The sequence below is a fragment of the Alcanivorax sediminis genome (assembly GCF_009601165.1).
GTDB classification, from domain to species: Bacteria; Pseudomonadota; Gammaproteobacteria; order Pseudomonadales; family Alcanivoracaceae; genus Alcanivorax; species Alcanivorax sediminis.
In genome coordinates this window covers 1,767,238-1,787,335 of record NZ_WIRE01000001.1, presented here as the reverse complement: position 1 = coordinate 1,787,335, position 20,098 = coordinate 1,767,238, and the positions used below count along the sequence as shown (strand labels likewise).

Annotated in this window: 25 protein-coding genes, 1 tRNA gene and 1 riboswitch; of the genes, 18 read left to right on the top strand and 8 right to left on the bottom strand. The window is 58.2% G+C overall.

Annotation, left to right across the window (positions count from 1 at the left end; all coding sequences use genetic code 11):
• Positions 1–168: 168 nt before the first annotated feature.
• The 7 genes from sufB (at position 169) to GFN93_RS08135 (ending at position 6,638) form a co-directional block, all read left to right on the top strand.
• Positions 169–1,608 carry a Fe-S cluster assembly protein SufB gene (gene sufB, locus GFN93_RS08165; RefSeq protein WP_153500434.1) on the top strand — a complete coding sequence of 480 codons (1,440 nt, stop codon included), beginning with the start codon at positions 169–171 and terminating at the stop codon, positions 1,606–1,608.
• Between the two features lie 145 nt (positions 1,609–1,753).
• On the top strand, positions 1,754–2,509 hold the full coding sequence (gene sufC, locus GFN93_RS08160; protein ID WP_153500432.1) for a Fe-S cluster assembly ATPase SufC: 756 nt from the start codon (positions 1,754–1,756) through the stop codon (positions 2,507–2,509).
• A complete protein-coding gene (gene sufD, locus GFN93_RS08155; RefSeq protein WP_153500431.1) occupies positions 2,506–3,729 on the top strand; it encodes a Fe-S cluster assembly protein SufD in 1,224 nt (407 codons plus the stop codon). Before sufC ends, sufD begins: the two co-directional genes overlap by 4 nt.
• Positions 3,729–4,952: an aminotransferase class V-fold PLP-dependent enzyme gene (locus tag GFN93_RS08150; protein WP_153500429.1), complete on the top strand. Its 1,224-nt coding sequence runs from the start codon at positions 3,729–3,731 to the stop codon at positions 4,950–4,952. Before sufD ends, GFN93_RS08150 begins: the two co-directional genes overlap by 1 nt.
• A gap of 213 nt (positions 4,953–5,165) precedes the next feature.
• A complete protein-coding gene (locus tag GFN93_RS08145) occupies positions 5,166–5,525 on the top strand; it encodes a HesB/IscA family protein (protein ID WP_153500427.1) in 360 nt (119 codons plus the stop codon).
• Positions 5,526–5,528: 3 nt separating this feature from the next.
• The gene (gene sufT, locus GFN93_RS08140; RefSeq protein WP_153500426.1) at positions 5,529–6,089 is read left to right on the top strand and encodes a putative Fe-S cluster assembly protein SufT; all 561 of its coding nucleotides are present in this window, start codon (positions 5,529–5,531) and stop codon (positions 6,087–6,089) included.
• A gap of 87 nt (positions 6,090–6,176) precedes the next feature.
• The gene (locus GFN93_RS08135) at positions 6,177–6,638 is read left to right on the top strand and encodes a SufE family protein (protein ID WP_153500424.1); all 462 of its coding nucleotides are present in this window, start codon (positions 6,177–6,179) and stop codon (positions 6,636–6,638) included.
• Between the two features lie 36 nt (positions 6,639–6,674).
• Here the strand turns inward: GFN93_RS08135 and GFN93_RS08130 are convergent, their stop codons facing one another.
• The 3 genes from GFN93_RS08130 to iscR form a co-directional block, all read right to left on the bottom strand.
• Complete coding sequence (locus tag GFN93_RS08130; RefSeq protein WP_153500422.1) at positions 6,675–7,238, bottom strand: heme NO-binding domain-containing protein; 564 nt, start codon at positions 7,236–7,238, stop codon at positions 6,675–6,677.
• A 189-nt stretch (positions 7,239–7,427) separates the two neighbouring features.
• Complete coding sequence (locus tag GFN93_RS08125; protein ID WP_153500420.1) at positions 7,428–8,576, bottom strand: IscS subfamily cysteine desulfurase; 1,149 nt, start codon at positions 8,574–8,576, stop codon at positions 7,428–7,430.
• Positions 8,577–8,738: 162 nt separating this feature from the next.
• Positions 8,739–9,200, bottom strand: coding sequence for a Fe-S cluster assembly transcriptional regulator IscR (iscR, locus tag GFN93_RS08120; protein ID WP_153500418.1), 462 nt, complete (start codon positions 9,198–9,200; stop codon positions 8,739–8,741).
• Between the two features lie 216 nt (positions 9,201–9,416).
• Between iscR and GFN93_RS08115 the strand changes: the two genes are divergently transcribed.
• Positions 9,417–9,493 (top strand) — tRNA-Met (locus tag GFN93_RS08115).
• A gap of 204 nt (positions 9,494–9,697) precedes the next feature.
• On the opposite strand, the gene GFN93_RS08110 is transcribed toward GFN93_RS08115, so the two are convergent.
• The 5 genes from GFN93_RS08110 to GFN93_RS08090 form a co-directional block, all read right to left on the bottom strand.
• Positions 9,698–9,916 (bottom strand): hypothetical protein, encoded by a 219-nt coding sequence (locus GFN93_RS08110; RefSeq protein WP_153500416.1) that lies wholly within the window; start codon positions 9,914–9,916, stop codon positions 9,698–9,700.
• 394 nt (positions 9,917–10,310) lie between these two features.
• Positions 10,311–10,922 (bottom strand): TPM domain-containing protein, encoded by a 612-nt coding sequence (locus tag GFN93_RS08105; protein WP_153500415.1) that lies wholly within the window; start codon positions 10,920–10,922, stop codon positions 10,311–10,313.
• Positions 10,922–11,644: a TPM domain-containing protein gene (locus GFN93_RS08100; RefSeq protein ID WP_235901738.1), complete on the bottom strand. Its 723-nt coding sequence runs from the start codon at positions 11,642–11,644 to the stop codon at positions 10,922–10,924. Before GFN93_RS08100 ends, GFN93_RS08105 begins: the two co-directional genes overlap by 1 nt.
• On the bottom strand, positions 11,641–12,231 hold the full coding sequence (locus GFN93_RS08095) for a LemA family protein (RefSeq protein ID WP_194285771.1): 591 nt from the start codon (positions 12,229–12,231) through the stop codon (positions 11,641–11,643). The genes GFN93_RS08100 and GFN93_RS08095 overlap by 4 nt, the downstream gene beginning before the upstream one ends.
• A 28-nt stretch (positions 12,232–12,259) precedes the next feature.
• Complete coding sequence (locus GFN93_RS08090; RefSeq protein ID WP_153500411.1) at positions 12,260–12,559, bottom strand: GIY-YIG nuclease family protein; 300 nt, start codon at positions 12,557–12,559, stop codon at positions 12,260–12,262.
• A 77-nt stretch (positions 12,560–12,636) separates the two neighbouring features.
• On the opposite strand from GFN93_RS08090, the gene GFN93_RS08085 reads away from it, so the two are divergent.
• The 10 genes from GFN93_RS08085 to GFN93_RS08040 all read left to right on the top strand — a co-directional run bounded on the left by GFN93_RS08085 (position 12,637) and on the right by GFN93_RS08040 (position 20,039).
• Positions 12,637–13,029 carry a G protein-coupled receptor family protein gene (locus GFN93_RS08085; RefSeq protein ID WP_153500409.1) on the top strand — a complete coding sequence of 131 codons (393 nt, stop codon included), beginning with the start codon at positions 12,637–12,639 and terminating at the stop codon, positions 13,027–13,029.
• 85 nt (positions 13,030–13,114) lie between these two features.
• Complete coding sequence (locus GFN93_RS08080; RefSeq protein WP_153500407.1) at positions 13,115–13,483, top strand: HopJ type III effector protein; 369 nt, start codon at positions 13,115–13,117, stop codon at positions 13,481–13,483.
• A gap of 67 nt (positions 13,484–13,550) precedes the next feature.
• Entirely contained in the window at positions 13,551–14,123 is a 573-nt protein-coding gene (locus GFN93_RS08075; protein ID WP_208993759.1) for a glutathione peroxidase, read from the top strand.
• A 62-nt stretch (positions 14,124–14,185) separates the two neighbouring features.
• Positions 14,186–14,503 carry a hypothetical protein gene (locus GFN93_RS08070; protein ID WP_328594404.1) on the top strand — a complete coding sequence of 106 codons (318 nt, stop codon included), beginning with the start codon at positions 14,186–14,188 and terminating at the stop codon, positions 14,501–14,503.
• A 70-nt stretch (positions 14,504–14,573) separates the two neighbouring features.
• A complete protein-coding gene (locus GFN93_RS08065; protein WP_235901736.1) occupies positions 14,574–15,347 on the top strand; it encodes a dienelactone hydrolase family protein in 774 nt (257 codons plus the stop codon).
• A 223-nt stretch (positions 15,348–15,570) separates the two neighbouring features.
• Positions 15,571–15,685, top strand: a riboswitch (guanidine-I (ykkC/yxkD leader).
• Between the two features lie 56 nt (positions 15,686–15,741).
• Positions 15,742–16,806, top strand: coding sequence for a putative urea ABC transporter substrate-binding protein (locus GFN93_RS08060; protein WP_153500405.1), 1,065 nt, complete (start codon positions 15,742–15,744; stop codon positions 16,804–16,806).
• A gap of 99 nt (positions 16,807–16,905) precedes the next feature.
• Complete coding sequence (locus GFN93_RS08055) at positions 16,906–17,724, top strand: ABC transporter permease (RefSeq protein ID WP_153500403.1); 819 nt, start codon at positions 16,906–16,908, stop codon at positions 17,722–17,724.
• 15 nt (positions 17,725–17,739) lie between these two features.
• A complete protein-coding gene (locus GFN93_RS08050; RefSeq protein WP_153500401.1) occupies positions 17,740–18,531 on the top strand; it encodes an ABC transporter ATP-binding protein in 792 nt (263 codons plus the stop codon).
• A 26-nt stretch (positions 18,532–18,557) separates the two neighbouring features.
• Entirely contained in the window at positions 18,558–19,274 is a 717-nt protein-coding gene (locus tag GFN93_RS08045; RefSeq protein WP_153500399.1) for an urea amidolyase associated protein UAAP1, read from the top strand.
• A 123-nt stretch (positions 19,275–19,397) separates the two neighbouring features.
• Positions 19,398–20,039: an urea amidolyase associated protein UAAP2 gene (locus GFN93_RS08040; RefSeq protein ID WP_153500397.1), complete on the top strand. Its 642-nt coding sequence runs from the start codon at positions 19,398–19,400 to the stop codon at positions 20,037–20,039.
• Positions 20,040–20,098: the final 59 nt, after the last annotated feature.

Sequence of the window (20,098 nt, the reverse complement as noted above, 5' to 3'; positions counted from 1 at the left end):
CGAATTATGATACCGTTGCCGCCCCGTCGGACACGCACCGCCCAGCCGTCACCGGGAGCCGGCATTTCTGCCCCCGGCCCTCATTCGACAGCGCTCGCGAAAGGCGTATAATACCCGACTAAATTACTCTGGTATTTTCCAATTACCCTGGACCGCAGGCGCTGATCTATGAGCCAAGCCGAACTGGACAAGCTGATTCGCTCCAACTACGAGGCCGGTTTTACCACCACCGTGGACACCGAGACCCTGCCTCCCGGCCTGAGCGAGGACGTCATCCGCTTCCTGTCTGCCAAGAAGGAAGAGCCGGAATGGATGCTGGAATGGCGGCTGGACAGCTACCGCAAATGGCAGGAAATGCCCTCTCCCTCCTGGGCACACCTGCAGCACCCCCCCATTGATTTCAATGAGGTGTCCTACTATTCCAAGCCGAAAAGCCTGGATAACGCCCCGAAGAGCCTGGATGAGGTCGATCCGGAGCTGCTGGCCACCTACGAAAAACTGGGCATTCCCCTGCACGAGCAGGAAATGCTGGCGGGTGTGGCCGTGGACGTGGTGTTTGACTCATCCTCGGTATTTACCACCTTTAAAGAGAAGCTGGCGGAAGCCGGGGTGATCTTCTGCTCCATCTCCGAGGCTATCAAGGAGCACCCGCAGCTGATCAAGCAGTACCTGGGCTCTGTTGTGCCCAAGGGCGACAACTTCTACGCGGCCCTGAACAGTGCGGTCTTCTCGGACGGCTCTTTCGTGTACATCCCCAAGGGTGTTCGCTGCCCGATGGAACTGTCCACCTACTTCCGCATCAATGAAGCCAACACCGGCCAGTTCGAACGTACCCTGATCATCGCCGACGAAGGCAGCTATGTGAGCTACCTGGAAGGCTGCACCGCGCCCCAGCGGGATGAAAACCAGCTGCACGCCGCCGTGGTCGAGCTGGTGGCCCTGCCCGGTGCCGAAATCAAGTACTCCACCGTGCAGAACTGGTACCCCGGTGACGAGAACGGCAAGGGCGGCATCTACAACTTCGTGACCAAGCGCGGCGTTGCCCATGACAACAGCAAGATCAGCTGGACCCAGGTAGAAACTGGCTCCGCCATCACTTGGAAGTACCCGTCAGTGATCCTGCGTGGCGACAACAGCATCGGGGAGTTCTACTCCGTGGCGCTGACCCGCCACATGCAGCAGGCGGATACCGGCACCAAGATGATCCATCTGGGCAAGAACACCAAGAGCACCATTATCTCCAAGGGCATTTCGGCTGCTCGCAGCCAGAACACCTATCGGGGTCTGGTGCGCATCAGTCCACGGGCAGAAAACGCCCGCAATTTCACCCAGTGTGATTCACTGCTGCTGGGCGATCAGTGCGGCGCGCATACCTTCCCGTACATCGAGTCGAAGAACCCCACGGCCACCATCGAGCACGAGGCCACCACTTCCAAAGTGAGTGATGACCAGATGTTCCTGTGTCGCCAGCGCGGTATTGACCCGGAGAAGGCCGTTTCCATGATCGTGAACGGCTTCTGTAAAGAGGTGTTCAAGGAACTGCCCATGGAATTCGCGGTGGAAGCCGGCAAGCTGCTGGAAGTGAGCCTTGAAGGCGCAGTGGGCTAACACCCGAGACTAACTACGCCGTAGGAGCTTTCCAGCAAGCGAAACTGCATTGGCCAACGCCAAATCGCTTGCAGGCAAGCTCCTACAGCAACCCCGAATCAACCCGGAGCCGGACTCCCGGCCCAATCGAAAGGCGCATTAAAACATGCTGGAAATTCGTGATCTGCACGCCTCCGTGGCGGACAAGCCGATTCTCAAGGGCCTCAACCTGACCGTTAACGCCGGTGAGGTGCACGCCATCATGGGCCCCAACGGCTCCGGCAAATCCACCCTGGCCAACGTACTGTCAGGCCGTGACAACTACGAGATCACCGGCGGTGAAGCTCTGTTCGAGGGCAAGAGTCTGGCCGAGATGGAGCCGGAAGAACGTGCCCAGGCAGGCCTGTTCCTGGCCTTCCAGTACCCGGTGGAAATCCCTGGCGTATCCAACATGGAGTTCCTCAAGGCAGCACTGGAGTCCGTACGTGGCGCCCAGGACAAGGAAGAGTGGGATTCTGTCACCCTGCTCCGCCAGGCCCGTGCAGCCTGCAAACAGGTCAACCTGGATGCCAGCTTCCTTAAGCGCGGAGTTAACGAAGGTTTCTCTGGCGGCGAAAAGAAGCGCAACGAAATCATGCAGATGATGCTGATGGAGCCGAAGCTGGCGCTGCTCGATGAAACCGACTCCGGCCTCGACATCGATGCCCTGCAGGTGGTGGCCAAGGGCGTTAATTCCCTGCGCAGCCCGGAGCGCGGCATTGTACTGGTGACGCACTACCAGCGTCTGCTCGACTACATCGTGCCGGACTTCGTGCACGTGCTGTACAACGGCCAGATCATCAAGTCCGGCGGCAAGGAACTGGCGCTGGAGCTGGAAGAAAAAGGTTACGGCTGGCTCACCGGCGAGGAAGAGTCCGCATGAGCCTCCCCTCCACCAATCTGGCTCTCGACCTGAAAACCCAGACTCTGGCCAGTGCACGTCGGCTGGCCGGCGATGGTGCCAATCTGGCCGCGCTGGAAGCGATCAGCTTCCCGGAGCGCAAGACCGAGCGCTGGAAGTACACCTCCCTGCAGGCACTGGCCGATGGCCACATGAATGCTGTCGCCAGTGGCGAGCTGAGCCAGCCCCTTCCTGCCCTCAGCGAGTATGTGGTGACGGTCACCAATGGCGTGCTCACCGGCAGCACCCTGCCGGACGGCGTGAGCCTTGCGCAGGCCAGCCCGGCAGTGAACGGCCTGGAAACTCCGTTCGCCTTGTATAACAGCGCAGTGGCAACGCCAGTGGTCCTGGAAGTGGCCGCCAACACCCGTATCGAACAGCCGATCCATGTGCAGATTCAGTCTGCTAGTGATGCACCGGCGCACTGCAACCCGCGCCTGGTCGTCAAGCTTAACAATGGTGCCGAGGCCACTGTCATCGAGCACTATCATGCCGAAGGCCAGGCCCTGACCAATGCGGTCACCGCCTTGATCACCGCTGACAATGCCAAGCTGACCCACTACCGGCTGCAGGGTGAGCAAGCGACTACCCTGTTCATCGGAACCCTTGTGATTGATCAGCAGGGCACCAGCACCGTAAACAGCTATCAGCTGATGACGGGCAACCGTCTGCGTCGTAATGATGTACATGCGCTGGTTGGCAAGAGCGGTGCCGAACTGAACATGAAGGGCATCTTTGTCGTTCGCGACAAGAGCCACGTGGATAACCAGATCTGCGTTGAGCACTCTGTCCCCAACTGTGAATCCGACCAGAACTTCAAGGGCCTGGCCGGGGAAAACGGCAAGGCGGTGTTCAACGGACGCATCCATATTCACCCGGGCGCCAGCGGTACCAACGCTGAACTTTCCAACAAAAACTTGCTACTCAATACCGGCGCGGAGATCAACACCAAGCCGGAGCTGGAGATCTACAACGACGACGTTAAATGTGCCCACGGCACCACCGTCGGCCAATTGGATCCCATCCAGCAGTTCTACCTTCAGTCCCGCGGCATTCCTGCGGCAGAAGCCAAGCGCATGCTGAGCCTGGGCTTCGTCAACGAACTGCTGATGTCGCTTCCCCATGAAAAAGTCGCTGAGTGGGCCACCCCCTGGCTTGAGGCCGAGCTGGTCCATGCCCGCCCGACAGGAGACGCTGTCTGATGACCGTGAAGGCACTGGATATCAACGCCCTGCGCGCCCAGTTCCCGATTCTGGATCAGCAGGCCAACGGCAAGCCGCTGGTCTATCTGGATAACGGCGCCACCACCCAGAAGCCGGTGGCGGTACTTGATGCCCTGCAGAACTACTATCGCAGCGTGAATTCCAACGTGCACCGTGGCGCCCACTTTCTTAGCGACGAGGCCACCGGTCAGTTCGAAGGTGCCCGCCAGACCGTAGCGGATTTCCTCAACGCCAGCCGCGAAGAGATTCTCTGGACCAAGGGCACCACCGAATCCATCAACATCGTTGCCCAATGCGTTGCCCGCGAACAACTGCAGCCCGGTGACGAGGTGCTGATCAGCACCAGCGAGCATCACGCCAATATTGTTCCCTGGCAGCAGGCCTGCCTGGCTAAAGGTGCCACCCTGAAAGTTATCCCGCTGGGCGACGATTGCAGCCTGGATCAGGACGCGTTCACTCAACTGCTCAGCGAAAAGACCAAAATCTTCGCCATCGGCCATGCCAGCAACGCGCTCGGCACTCTCAATCCGGTGAAAGAGATGATCGCCAGGGCGAAATCCATGGGTGCCATCACCCTGGTGGACGGCGCCCAGGCGGTAGCCCACTTCCCTGTGGACGTGCGAGACCTGGGGGCAGACTTCTACGCCTTCTCCGGCCACAAGCTGTTCGGCCCCACCGGCATTGGCGTGCTCTATGGCCGTCGCGAGCTGCTGGAAGCCATGCCGCCCTACCAGACCGGCGGCGAGATGATTGAGGTGGTGACTTTCGAGAAGAGCACCTGGAACCAGTTGCCCTACAAATTCGAGGCCGGCACCCCGAACATCGCCGGTGCCATCGGTCTGGCTGCTGCCATAAAATGGCTGAACGGCCAGGATCGGGTAGCACTGGAAGCCCATGAAAATGCCTTGCTGGCTCACGCTACCGAGCAGGCACTGGCGTTCGATGGGTTGAAAATCATCGGTACCGCCGCCAGTAAAGTGAGTGTGTTGTCGTTCCTTCTGGAAGGCGGTCACCCGGCGGATGTGGGCATGCTACTGGACAAGCAAGGCGTTGCCGTTCGTACTGGCCATCATTGCACCATGCCGCTGATGGATACCCTGGGCATCCCCGGCACTGTGCGCGCCTCGTTCTCGATTTATAATACCCTTGATGAGGTGGATAGCCTGTTCGCGGCGCTGGAGAAGGTACGAACCTTCCTCTAGGCTTGGCAGCCACGCCACTGTAGGAGCGTCGCTTGGGATGCGAAAAGCAGTGACGAGTTGCGAGGAGCGAGTTTCGAAAAGCAAAATACCAGGAAGATATTCCCGGCAAGGTTTTCGCAACTCGAAACTCGTGACTCGCTTCTGCCCATTCGCGTCTCAAGTGACGCTCCTACGGAAAGCTCAACCATGCATTACGCAAGGTAGGTAACACCCATGACGGTTCAGACTTTTACCCCTGGTCAGATCACTCTTCACCTGACCGAGGCCGCCAATAAACAGGCGCTGCGTGAAATCGCCCGCGCCAATGCCGCCGGCATCCGTCTGGATCTGGACGAATCCGGCTGCTCCGGATTCATGTATGTACTGGATTTTGTCGACGACGCCAAAGACGGCGACAAGCTGTTCGTAATGGATGGCGTGAATCTCTACGTGCCGGAAAAATGGCTGCCCATGCTCAATGGCCTGGTCATCGACTACGTCACTGAAGGCGTCAACAGCCTGTTCAAGTTCCGCAACCCCAACGCCACCGGCGAATGTGGCTGCGGAGAAAGCTTCACTGTGAACGAGGTCTGAGCCTTGTTTGAAGCCCCCAAGCCCAAGGAACAGCGCACCGTTGTCGTCCAGCGCGACGTACCGGCCCGCAAGGTACCGGATGGCACCCGTATCACCATCCCAAAGAACAGCTTTGTCAACCTGCGCCAGGCGCTGGGCGGCACCTATACTGTCACCATTAACGGCAACATGGCGCGCATCGACGGCACCGACGCCGATGCCATTGGCCAGGAACCCCTGAAGCTGGATTTTGCCCCCGCCAATGACGATGGCAGCGTGCGCCAGGAGGACCTGGAAACCACCCTGCAAACCATCTTCGACCCGGAAATCCCGGTGAGTATCAAAGAGCTGGGCCTTGTGTACGGCTGCGATGTGATCCAGCGTGACGGCCAGAACGTGGTTCAGGTCCGCATGACGCTTACCGCGCCCAACTGCGGCATGGGCCCGGTCCTGGTGGGAGACGTGGAAGATCGCCTTGGCAAGGTACCCAACGTGGACAAGGTGGAAGTGGCCCTGGTGTTCGATCCCCCCTGGAGCCGCGACATGATCAGCGAAGAAGCCCAGCTGGAACTGGGGTTGTTCTAAATTTACGCCGGACGCCCGACACTGAACGCCGGACGAGAAAAACCGCCACCGGTTTAGCGTCAGGCATCAGGCGTCCAGCGTCAGGCCATGGAGTCAAACGACGTGTTCGATATTCGCAGCATCAAGCTGGGCAGTGATGTGACCGCCGAGGACATTGCCGAGGATCTGGAGTTTCTGGACGACTGGGAAGAGCGGTATCGCTACATCATTGATCTGGGCAAGCAGCTGCCTGGCCTGCCCGATGAGCTGAAGACTGAGGACCGTTTTGTGCGCGGTTGTCAGAGCCAGGTGTGGCTGGAAACCGACTATGACACAGATGCCAATACGCTATATCTGGCAGTGGATTCCGACGCACTGATTGTGAAAGGCCTGGCGGCCATTGTGCTGTCAGCGCTGAACCAGCAATCTCCGCAGGCCATTCACGATTATGATATGGATGGATTCTTCGAACGTATTGATCTGCTCAGCCACCTCAGCCCCACACGTGGTAACGGACTGCGTGCCATGGTGGCGAAGATCAAGCATCAGGCCGAACAACTGGTCGCCTGATCACGCAACCCGCCCACACCCAGTGAGCCGCTTGCGTTAACCGGCTTGCTTGCTGGTCATCTCTCCGCTGCTCACCCGAAACACATAGGTGCTCTGTCCTCCCTGCCCTGGCTCGGACGCCAGTAGCGCCACCTCCTCATGAAACCAACTGGCAATGCCTTTGACAGCCCCGGGGATCATTGCCCCCATGTTGCGCGTGGAAGCATAGCGAATCTCCAACAGCCCCGCACCACAGCGCTTCACCGTAATCCCCGGTGCGTGGGCTTCAGGGTCCTTGAGCTTGAGAATACGTTCGTGGGTTTGCTGCAGGTTCACCAGGAAAGTGGTGGCATCGCAATCCTGCGGGATCATGGCTTTGTAGAGCTGCATGAGCGGGGCAATCACCCACTCGCCAAAATCCCCGAGCAGGTCATCACGACGCAGCCCGGAAGCCTGCTCTGCGGCCCTCAGCAGGGCCTCCATCTCCTCGTCCGGATAGATGGACACCGGCATATAGGTTTTGCCCTTCAAACCGGCATCTTCCACCGCGTGCCGCCAGATATCCTCGCCCAGGGCGGTATCCAGATAGCGTTTGAAACTGGAAACAATGGCTCCGTGCATGACTCGTCTCCCTGCGGGTTACACAGAAAGTCCAGCAAGAGGCATACCCGGAATAGCACCGCCTGGCGGCACTGTGACGCCACTCACACCTCTTTTTGTGACGAGGCTCACAATGCATTGCCGCGGCCTGTCACTTTATGCTGAAAGAGGTCGCTATTGGCGTATTTGGGAAACCCGCAACCGGCAGGGTCAGCCCTTCTGGCGTAACCGCGACACCGCATCCACTACACAGGCCGCCGCACGCTCAATATCAGCTTCAGAGGTAAAGCGCCCCACCGAGAACCGGATGGAGCCATGGGCCAGTGCATCCGGGATGCCCATGGCCTTGAGCACATAGGACGGCTCCAGGGACGCGGAGGTACAGGCGGAGCCAGAAGACACTGCCACCTGATTCATGGCGGTCAGCAGCATCTCGCCGTCCACATCAGCAAAGGCCACATTCAGATGTCCGGGGAGACGGGGGCTGTTGCCGCCATTAATACTGACCCCCTCCAGCTCACTGATGCCCTGCCAGAGCCGATCACGCAACGTGGCGATGCGTTGCCCCTCTTCTTCCCGACGGGCTACCGCCAGGGTGAACGCCTCGCCCATACCCACAATTTGATGCGTCGGCAGTGTCCCCGAGCGCATGCCGCGCTCATGACCGCCGCCATGAATCTGGGCAGCCACCTTCACCTCCGGCGCCCGCCGCACATACAAGGCTCCGATCCCTTTTGGCCCGTAGACTTTGTGAGCACACACTGACACCAGATCGACCGGCATAGCGCGCACATCCAGTGACAGCTTGCCAACCGACTGGGCCGCATCGGTATGGAACAGCACGCCACGCTCCCGGCACAGACTACCAATGGCCTCGATGTCGTTGATGACCCCGGTTTCGTTGTTGGCGTGCATTACTGACACCAGCACCGTCTCATCGCGGAGCGCAGCCTGCACCGCCCCAAGGGAAATACGCCCGTCTGCGTCAGGCATTAAGTACGTTACCTTATGGCCCTGCTGTTCCAGCCACTTGCAGGCATCCAGCACCGCCTTGTGTTCGATGGCGCTGGTCACCAGATGGCCACCACCCCGGGCCTCCAGTACGCCTTTCAGCGCCAGGTTATTGGCCTCTGTGGCGCCACTGGTCCAGACAATCTCACGGGGGTCGGCATTAAGCACATCCGCCACCTGACGACGGGCATTCTCCACCGCTTCTTCCGCCAACCAGCCATACAGATGGCTGCGGGAGGCCGGGTTGGCAAAGGTCCCTTCCGGGCCGAGGTGGCGCACCATCACGTCAACAACAGCCGGATCCACCGGAGTGGTGGCGGCGTAATCAAGATAAACAGCTTGGCTCATGGCAAAGATACAGACCAGTTGAACGACGGGAAAAGGAAGAAGAATTATAGCATTGGGGTACGCCGCATGTCGGACGTTCCGGACGTTAGAGGCATGCCAACTTGATGCAGCACAGGCGTCCGCGCTGTTGGCATCTCGTCCGGCATCAAGCGTCCAGCGTCATTACAAACTGCTGACGGGTAACCGCTGGTGACGATCCTGGCGCTCGGAAATCTGCTTCACTTCCTGCCGCGCCACCAGCTCACCCAGGGTAATCCCGCCCAGGAACGCCTGAATCTGGTCAGAGAGATCACACCACAGGTGATGGGTCAGGCAGGTATCACCCTCCTGACAGTCGCCCTGACCACCACAACGGGTCGCATCCACCGGTTCATCCACCGCCGAGATCACCGAGGCCACATCAATATCCTGGCTTTCGCGACTCAATTGATAGCCGCCACCGGGGCCGCGCACACTACTGACCAACCCATTGCGACGCAGCTTGGCGAACAACTGCTCAAGATAGGAAATGGAAATGCCCTGGCGATCCGAAATATCCGCCAGCGAGACCGGGCCCGCGTCAGCGTGCAGGGAAAGATCCAGCATCGCCGTCACCGCATAACGGCCCTTGGTAGTCAGTCGCATATCCACACCCTTTTTATGTGTATTCCAGCCTGAAGCCTAATAATCCCGACCAATTCAGTCAAGTATTTGGCCTGCAATAATGACAATGATTCTCAACTATGACAAGAAAACCCCAAATCGTTCCCCCGCTACGCAAAGACTGGCTAAACATTGCCCAGCTGAACGAGGAAAGCTTGACACCCGCACCCGCCTCACGGAAAATTCGCGGCCTCGAATGGCAAGGTAGCTCAGCTGGTTAGAGCACAGCACTCATAATGCTGGGGTCGGCGGTTCAAGTCCGCCCCTTGCTACCAGACAAAGAAAAAGGGTTAGAGAGCGATCTCTAACCCTTTTTTGTTTTTGCACTGCGGGCAACCACACGATTTATTGTGCATGCAAGAGAGGGCGAGTTACGGACACTCCCATGTCACAACAACGTACTGCCCGCGGAATGATTTCAGCTTGAAATCACTGAAACGATTCAACGTCTCGAGTAAGCGCGATGTGATTCGAGGGACTCAATCAGGCCGAATAACAAAATAATAGTTATCACTGAGCCTCAGGCGCAGGCATTCAGGGTCATCGGTGCGGTCTTCCCACTCCACGTCCTGGACCCCGAGGTCAAAAGCAGCCGTGTTGCGGGCGATGGATTTAAGGCGTTCGATATCGTTCGATTCAGTGATCAGGACAGGGGGAATCGGCGTGGCGGTGCCACGATGTTCACGAAACAGCTTCATTGTTTCTCTCCTTTGCGCACACCAACGCCATCTTTCAGCGTTTGATGACGGCCACTACGTCATGGGCAGTGGCGTTATCCTTATTGATCCTTTGGCGTCCAGAGGCATTCCTGGCAAACCACAAAATACGGTCTGACCTGTCTCCAACACCCGTTATTCGCTCTCTTTTGTTACCGGAATCAGAGAGCCCCTGCAATTGTCTACTTTTCTCATATTCAATTGTTGAATAGGCCCGCTCCCCCCACTCAAACCCTGTACCCAGGTCCGCAAAGGCAGCCATTCCTTTTGTGATTCAATTAATTAGCAGAGAGTAGAAAAGGACAAGCAAAGGACCTGCCGCCTCACCTGAGGCCAGAATTGCACCGACACCAAGTGACGAACGGCAGTTTTTAAATCATAAAATGATCAGGTGATTAGGCAGTTCGTTCTTCTCACCGGAGGCAGGTACGTGCTCGGCCAGCTTGTCGCCGCAGGCGGCCACACACTGCTGAAAGCCCTCCGCCACTTGCCCGGCTTTCACCCTCGCCACAAAGGCATCCACAATGGCCTGCCACTGGGCATCATCCACGTGGCGGGCAATCCCTTGATCCGCCAGGATCTCCACGTAATGTTCCGCTTCACTGACGAAGATCAGCAGCCCGGTATCGTCACGGGTGTGGTGCAGCCCCTGTTGCAGAAAAGCGGTGCGCGCCAGGCTGGCGGCACGCTGACGCTGAAGAGCACGGGGCACCAGCCGGAACTGGATGGGCTTGAAACGGAACAGCACCGCCAGCACGATCAGCACGCCCCACTGCAGCAGCAGGACTTCCAGAGACGTCAGCCAGTGCGGCATGAACAGTAGTGCGGCAGGGACCAGCAGGGACAACAGTGCTGCCCACAGGGTGGTGATATAACGATAGTCATCCGCCTGACTGGCCAGCACCGTGACCAACTCGGCATCTGTCCGCTTTTCCTGCTCTGTAATGGCCGCAGCCAGATCAGCCTGGGCTTGATTATCCAGCAACATCACCATCCTCCCGAGGCGCCACCGCCCCCAAAACCACCACCGCCGCCGCCGAAGCCGCCGCCACCAAAACCGCCACCGCCGCCAAAGCCACCGCCCCCCAAGGGCATGGGCAGGAACATAAAGCCGCCACGGCGCCCTCCCCTGCCTCCGCCACCGGCGGACAGCAAGAAAGTGATGATGATCATGATCGCGAGGATGACCAAGGTCTTGAGGCCTGACGGTTTCTGGCGTGGCTGCCGAGTACCGGCATATTCCCCTTTGATGGCTGCCAGAATGGCCGTCACGCCAGCCTGAATACCGCCATAGAACTGCCCCTGACGGAACGCCGGCAGGATTTCCTGCTGGACGATCAGGCTGGCCAGAGCATCAGTGAGGGTACCCTCCAGCCCATAGCCCACCTCGATGCGGACCTTGCGATCATTGGGGGCCACGATCAGCAGCACGCCGTTGTCGTTGTCCTTGCTGCCGATGCCCCAGTGTCGCCCCAGCTGATAGCCGTAGTCGGCGATGTCGTAGCCCTGTAAATCCGGCAAGGTCACCACCACCACCTGGTTGGAGGTGTTTTGCTCGGCGGCGGCCAGAGTGCCGGTGAGACGTTGCACTTGGGCCGGGGTCAGCAGACCGGCCTGGTCTACGACCCTGCCGGACAGTTCAGGAAATTCCGGCGCAGCCCAGAGGGGGCGCGCCAGCAGCAGCATGGCCAGTATCAGCAGGCGCATCATTCGAAGCTGACGGCCGGTGCCTCATCGGCCCCTTCCGAGGTCGCTTCATAGGTATCACGCACTTCCATGTCGCTGTACAGGAAGCTGTGCCAGAGGCGACCCGGGAAAGTACGGATCTCGGTGTTGTACTGCTGCACGGCAGCAATATAGTCACGACGAGCGACGCTGATGCGGTTCTCGGTTCCTTCCAGCTGGGACTGAAGCGCCAGGAAGTTCTGGTTGGCCTTCAAGTCAGGATAACGCTCGGCCACCACCATCAGGCGCTGCAGGGCAGAGCCAAGCTGGCGCTGGGCCTGCTCGAACTGCTGCAGTTTCTCCGGGTTGTCGAGCATGTTGCCATCGACCTGAATGGAGCCGACTTTTGCTCGGGCCTGGGTGACATCCACCAACACTTCCTGCTCATGGGCCGCATAGCCCTTCACGGTATTGACCAGATTGGGGATCAGGTCAGCACGACGCTGATACTGGTTTTCCACCTGACTCCAGGCGGCCTTCACCTGCTCGTCATAGGTAGGGATATTGTTGATGCCACAGCCACTCAACCAGCCCGCCAGCAACACCAGCACAAAACTACGCCACAGTGTCATTACCTTGTTCTCCATCAGTCTCATCCGTTTATGAATCTTCCAGCCAGATCGACAGCGGCGCCCGGCGTTTATCTTCACGCAGCGCCGCCAGTAGTTTGTCCTTGTTGGCCCGACTCAGCCGCTTCAGACGGGCTTCCAGCTGACTGGCCGAGGAACGATCACCGCCGGGCACCAGCAATACTGGCACCACGGGGCGTCTTACCCGGGTGTAACGTGCCCCTTTGGGGCTGTGATTGTGCTCGTGAAAGCGGCGAGCCGGCTGTGTGCATATACCGGTGTAAAGAGACCGGTCTGCACACCGCACCATGTAGACCCACCACTGTTGCATGCTTTTACATCTGGCTTTGAAATCATTGCTATGATGCCAGACAGAATTTTCACAACAAGCTCAACAAGGATGAAAACATGGTTACCTACCTTTATTGGTTTCTTGTCGCCGCTTTGGTCATCGGCACGCTGTTCGGTATTGGCGTACGCATGGAGAAATGGAAGCCTGCACTGATTATTGCCGCGCTGATCTGGTTCGTCGCCACCATCGCCTATTACTTCTGGCTACAGCAGGTGTTTGTGAAGCGCTTCGGCGGCACCATGAGCATCACCATCCCTGAAGAGCATTACCACCTCAATGCCACCTGGAAAGATGACAACCTGTGGATCGAGGACTACAACCCGGAAACCAATGAATGCATCTTCCGTGAGTATTCCCGCGGCAACATGCTGCAAGGGAGGGTCGTCTTGAAGAACTGTAATCCACTGGGTGCCCGGAACATTGCCCAGCCGCCCGCCAAGACCGAGTAACTGGCTGTTTAGCCTTCCCCTGCTCCGGTGATGACGCTACCCTTCTGCGCTATCCAGAATGATCACCACCGGAACAGGATCACCCATGAGCAATTCCGTCGAAACCCTGCTGTTTGCCCTGAACCTGATGCCCGAAGTGGTTGCCTTCGAACAGGTACAGGCCGCCATCGACGAGCACTACGATTACACCCCCACCCGCTTCACCAATGGCAGCGGCGATGACGTGGTGATTAACGAGGCTGGCACCAACGAAGGCTCTTGCAAGATTTTTGCCTTCGCCAAGCTGCACAAACTCACCGACGAGCAGACCCTGGCCTGCTTTGGGCACTTCTTCCGCGATCATGTGCTGAGCAACCCGGAAGGTGATGACCACGCCAACATCCGCACCTTCATGCGCCACACTCTGGCAGACGTCAAGTTCGACGGCGACGCCCTGACCCCCAAGGCACGCTGATCTTCGCGTGTCGTTGACCGATCAGGGGCAATAGTGCGGTTTTGGCCGATGACTGGAGAGCACCGTGATGCGCTTATTGAAAGTCGCGCTTGTTGCCTTGCCCCTGATAGCGATGCTTGGTACGCCTCTAGCAGCACACGCTGCCGATTGTGCCGCGCTGTTTGACACCCAGGTGCGCAAGCTGCACTCCAAAGACAACCTGGATTTGTGCGCGCTGACCCGCAACCAGCCCACCCTGGTGATCAATACCGCCAGCCGCTGTGGCTACACCGGCCAGTTCAAGGGGCTGGAAAGCCTCCACCAGCGCTACAAGGATGAGGGACTGGTCATTATCGGTTTCCCCTCCGATGACTTTCGCCAGGAGCTGGATGACGAGGCAGAGACAGCCAAGGTTTGCTACATCAACTACGGCGTGACCTTCCCCATGGCAGCGACCAGCAAGGTAAAGGGTGACGGAGCCCATTCCGTGTTCAAGGCACTTGCCGAGGGATCTGAAGCGCCTGGCTGGAATTTCAACAAGTACCTTGTCTCCGCAGATGGGCAGTCCATCCGCCATTTCCCAGCATCGGCAAAGCCATTGGGGGGCGCTCTGGAGGAGGCAATCAAAGCAGCGTTACAAACTCCCATCAGTGGGCAGTAGAACCCCCGGACGCAGGCTGCTATGGTCGATAGTTCCACTTTCAACCTGGGACAGGGCCCGTTGTGAAGGTTCTCAACAGTAAAGAACAGCAGCGTCATCGCCTCGAGCGCGATATGCAACGCTTTCTCGAGAAAGGTGGATCCATCAAGGAAGTCCCCAGCGGCGTCAGTGGCACCGATCCGGTCAGCGGCAAAGGGCATCAGACCGTGCTGTTTAACGGTCCTCGTGAAACCAGCCGCACCGATCTCAGCCAGGTGGCCGCCACCATTGATGCCCGCAAGCACAAACCCAAGCGCCAGCGGCTCAACCCCCGTCCACAGCGCAAACTGCTTTATGATGATTTTGGCGAACCGCTTCGCTGGGTCTGGCAAGATCGATAATCGCCAGGCCCCAGGGGCATGGCGTGTAATGTGAAAACCTCAACACTACTTCCAATCACCAAGAGGAAAGATGATGAAACGGCTTGGGCTGTTTTTCCTGGTTATGTTCATGGGCAATAGTGCCTTTGCAGGTATCATTGAAACCAACGTGACCCTGCCTGATGGCCTCGGCACCGGCGTCATGTACCTCAACGACAAGCAGAAGGAACCGTCTGCAGGTGTCATCGTGGTTCACGAGTGGTGGGGCCTCAATGACTACGCGCGCAACCGCGCCCGCATGCTGGCCAAGGAAGGGTTTGTCGCGCTGGCCGTGGACATGTATGGCACAGGCAAGGTCGCCACCCATCCCAAGGACGCCACTGCCTTCATGGAAGCGGCACTGGCCGAGCCAGAAAAAATGAATGCCCGTTTCGAGGCCGCCCGCAAGATGCTCCTCAAACAACAGCAAGTCGATCCCAAGCGCCTGTTTGCCATTGGTTACTGTTTTGGCGGCGCGGTCGTACTGAATCAGGCCCGTATGGGCGCTGACCTGGCGGGCGTGGCCAGCTTCCACGGCTCACTTGGCACCCAGACCCCCGCCAAAGCCGGTGACGTCAAAGCAAAGGTTCTGGTCGCAACAGGCCAGGCCGATCCCATGGTTCCCGCCGAGCAGGTCACCGGGCTGGTTTCCGAGATGAGCGCCGCCGGGGTGGACCTGCGACTGCTCAGCTTTCCTGGTGTGAAGCACAGCTTTACCAATCCGGGCGCTGATGCCGTGGCCAAGCGGTTCGAATTGCCGCTGGGCTATGATGCCCATGCAGACCTGACCAGTTGGGAAGCGCTGATGGATTTCATGGCGCAATAATTCCTCACCCTACCCCATCACCGCTGAACAGCACCAACAAGGGGCGCGACGAAATATCGCGCCCCATTTTAATGCAATTCTTTGACTCCCGTTAAAACCGTCTTCCTTCAGTTCAAACGCAACCCTTTGTTTTCCAGCTTTCTTTACAGTTGGCACCCCACTTGCAGAACTCAATGTCGAGGAATCGAATGGCACTTGCCATCAAGCACTCATGACAATTTGCGAAATAGACAGCTAGGGTTCCGGTCTTCTCCGTGAAGATGCCTGGTCCGAGAGCTGACGACCTCATCTGACTTACCTGGCAGAGGGTTACACGGCGGGACAAAAGCCCGGGAGAGCACGATGACAGCAGTGTCATTGGATTCCTCTCCGTCCGTAGCCAAGGAGGTCTGACATGACCCTTTCCGTACGCAAGACAGCAGCCGCTGCCGCATTTTCCCTGTTTGCCGTTCTCACTCCTGCCAGTGCCATGGCCAAGGATTCCTTCAGCGTTTGCTGGTCCATTTATGTGGGCTGGATGCCATGGGACTTCGGCGCCCAACAAAAGATCATCGACAAGTGGGCTGACAAGTACGATATCGAGATCGACGTAGTGCAGATCAACGACTACGTGGAATCCATCAACCAGTACACCGCCGGCGCCTATGATGGCTGTGCCATGACCAACATGGACGCCCTTACTATCCCTGCTGCCGGAGGCGTGGATTCAACCGCCTTGATCGTGGGGGACTTCTCCAACGGTAATGACGGTGTTGTGCTGAAAGGCACCAACAAGCTGGCCGACATCAAGGGCCAGAACGTCAACCTGGTCGAGCTCTCCGTGTCCCATTACCTGCTGGCACGTGCTCTGGATACGGTGGGTCTGAGCGAAAAAGACCTGACCGTGGTGAACACCTCAGACGCCGACATGGTCGCCGCCTTCACCACCAAGGATGTCACCGCCGTCGCCACCTGGAATCCACTGCTCAGCGAAATCACCGCCATGCCGGACAGCCACAAGGTGTTCGACTCTTCAAAGATTCCCGGTGAAATCATCGACCTGATGGTGGTCAACACCGACACCCTGAACGCCAACCCGAACTTCGGCAAGGCGCTCACGGGGGCCTGGTACGAAATCATGGCCACCATGTCCGCCGACGATGACGCAGGTAAGGCGGCCCGCACCTTCATGGCAAAGGCCTCTGGCACCGACCTGGCCGGTTACGAAGCCCAACTCGCCTCCACCCGTATGTTCTATAACGCCAGCGAAGCGGTCGCGTTCGTCAATAGCACCGAGCTGAAAGACACCATGCAGAAAGTGGCAGAGTTCTCCTTCGAGCATGGACTGCTGGGCGAAGGTGCTCCGGATGCCGGTTTTGTTGGTATTGCCACGCCAGCGGGCATATTCGGCAGCGACAGCAATGTGCAGCTGCGCTTTATCCCTGACTACATGCAGATGGCCGCCGAAGGAAAGCTGTAAATAAACGCCTGATGCCCAATGTCCGACGCCAGACGCTGGCGGCTCTTTCAGCCGGCGTCAGGCAGCCGGCCTCCTGCGATTTATCTACCGGGAATTGCCATGAAAAAACTGATCAATCGCCGCCCCGGCAATGCCATGAGCTGGGCGTTGGGACTGCTGCCTTTCCTGCTGCTAATCGTCGCCTACATGGTGGCATCGGATGCGCGATTGGCAGAGAACCCCAACGACAAGCTTCTGCCCGCACTGGACAGCTTTGTTCAGGCGATCGATCGCATGGCGTTCGAGCCCAGCAAGCGCAGCGGTGAATACCTGCTGTGGGCAGACACGCTCGCCAGCCTGCAACGGCTTGGCATCGGGGTCGCCATCAGTGCCCTGATCGCGGTCATCGTGGGAATCGGTAACGGCACCATTCCACTGATTCGCTCGACTTTCTCGCCACTGGTGACCGGGCTCTCACTGGTGCCACCCATGGCAATCCTGCCGGTGCTGTTCATCATCTTCGGGCTGGGGGAGCTGGCCAAGGTCATGCTGATCATCATCGGCATTACGCCTTTCATGATTCGTGATCTGCAACAACGAGCCATGGAAATCCCCACCGAGCAAATCATCAAGTTGCAGACGCTGGGCGCCAACACCTGGCAGATCATCACTCGCCTGGTATGGCCGCAATTGATGCCTCGCCTGATCAGTGCCGTGCGCCTGTCTCTGGGGCCTGCCTGGCTGTTCCTGATTGCTGCCGAAGCCATCGCAGCCACCGAAGGCCTGGGCTACCGGATCTTCCTGGTACGCCGCTATCTGTCCATGGATGTCATTCTTCCGTACGTGGTGTGGATCACCCTGTTGGCTTTCGCCATCGACCTCATCCTCAGACGCTATTCGCAATGGCGCTACCCCTGGTTCCACCAACAGGGTCATTAAGGGAGAACCATCACGATGGCTATTATCGAAATGAAAAACCTGTGGAAGGAGTACGGTGACCAGGTTGTGCTGGAACGGCTCAATGCTACCGTGCAGGAAGGCGAGTTTGTCACCATTGTCGGCGCCTCCGGGTGCGGCAAGACCACCTTCCTGAAACTCCTTCTCGGCACCGAAGAAGCCTCCCGTGGCGAACTGCTGATGGATGGTCTGCCCCTACCCGCCGAGCCGGATGAAAGTCGCGGCATCGTCTTCCAGCGCTACTCGGTGCTGAGCCACCTGACCGCACTGGAAAATGTGATGCTGGGTGGTGAGCTGCAGAGTAACCGCTGGCTGGGTATTACCTTCGGCAAAAAACGCAATCAACTACGCCAGGCCGCGCTGGACATGCTTGAGTCAGTGGGGCTCGGCCACGCTGCAGATAAATACCCCCATGAACTGTCCGGCGGTATGCAGCAACGCCTGGCTCTGGCCCAAGCGCTGATCAAGAAGCCGCGCATTCTGTTACTGGATGAACCGTTCGGCGCACTGGATCCCGGCATACGTGCAGACATGCACAAGTTGGTACTGAGCCTGTGGAAAGAGCAGAAACTCACCGTATTCATGATTACCCATGACATTACCGAAGGCTTTTATCTGGGCACCCGGCTGTGGGTGTTCGACAAGCCCAGGCTGGATCCCCAGGCGCCCGGCGCCTATGGCGCACGGGTGACCTATGACTTACCCGTGGGCGACTGCGAAAACGGCACGCTTACCAGCATCAACCGGAACGTGACCCGCACCAGCCGCGTTCTTAACGACACGCTATAAAAAACAGGAAAACGAAGGACTTCACCATGAGCGAAAGCCTTTACACAACGACCCTGCCCGGCAGCGCCCACTGGTCGCTGCGGGTACGCCGCGGCATGCAGCTACGCCTCACCGATCTGGAAGGCGGCGCCAACCTGTCCGTGCTGATGTACAACCCGGAAATGCTGCTCGAGCGTTACAACGCACCAGACACGCTCAAGGGCCAGCACACCTTCAAGTTGACCAAAGGCAACTGCCTGTATTCCGACATGGGTCGCGTGTTTGCCTCCATCGTGGAAGATGATTTTGGCTGGCATGACACCGTGTGCGGCACCCTGAGCGAAAAAACTCTTAAAGAGAAGTATGCCGTGCGCTCCTATCAGGATTGCCATAACCAATGGACTCTGAGCGGCGAGCACAGCTTCCTGACCGAGCTGGCCAAATACGGCCTCACTGAACGGGACATGGCCGCCAACCTGAATCTGTTTTCGAAGGTGACAGCAGATGATGACGGCAACCTGGTCTTCGATCCGTCAGCGGCCAAAGCCGGTGCCAGCATCACTTTGCGTTTTGAGATGGAGACCCTGGTGATTCTGCACAGCTGCCCACACCCGCTGAACCCGGCAGAGGAATACCCCATGAAGCCGGTGCAGATAGAGATGCTGAAAGCCGACCCGGTAGCCGCAGACGACTACTGCAAGAACTTCCGTCCGGAAAACGGCCGCGCATTCGAGAACAATCGTCTCTACCACCTTGGCCTTTGATATTCCGTAGGAGCTCTCTGTGCCCTTTAGGGTATGCCTGCAAGCGATAACCGCCATTCGCCTGCAGGCAGGCTCCTACAGCAAAAACATGTAGGCGCACGGAAAGGCGCAAAGGAAAGAAAAATGATCAAAGAAAGTTCTCGACAACCAGAGCAGGCCAGCTTTCGTGAAGTGGTGGCAGCCGGAGACTACTTCATTCGCACCATCAAGAAAGGTGAAACCGTTCGCCTGCTGGACCTGGAAGGTAATCAGGCTGCCGATACCCTGTTCTATAGTGCAGAAGATCCCGCTGAGCGTTACAGCGCCATGGACACCATCCGTGAGCAGGGCAACGTCTATCTCACCGCGGGCACCATGCTGATGAGTAACCGCATGAACCCGCTACTGGAAATTGTCGCTGACACTTGCGGGCGTCACGACACTCTTGGCGGCGCCTGTGCCACCGAGAGCAATACGGTGCGATACGACCTTGAAAAGCGTTGCATGCATGCCTGCCGAGACAGTTGGATGCTCGCCGTCAACGAGCACCCGGAATTTCATCTTGGCAAGCAGGACATCACCCACAACATCAACTTTTTCATGAATGTGCCGGTGACCGCTGAAGGTGGCCTGACCTTTGAAGACGGGATTTCTGCGCCAGGCAAATACGTGGAGCTCACCGCCTGCATGGACACAGTCATTCTGATTTCCAACTGCCCGCAGCTGAACAACCCGTGCAATGGTTATAACCCGACTCCCATTGAAGTTTTAATCTGGAACAACTGATCGTCATTTCCCCGGGGACGACCCCGGCGGCCAAGGTTTAAAAGACGGGACGACCCGTC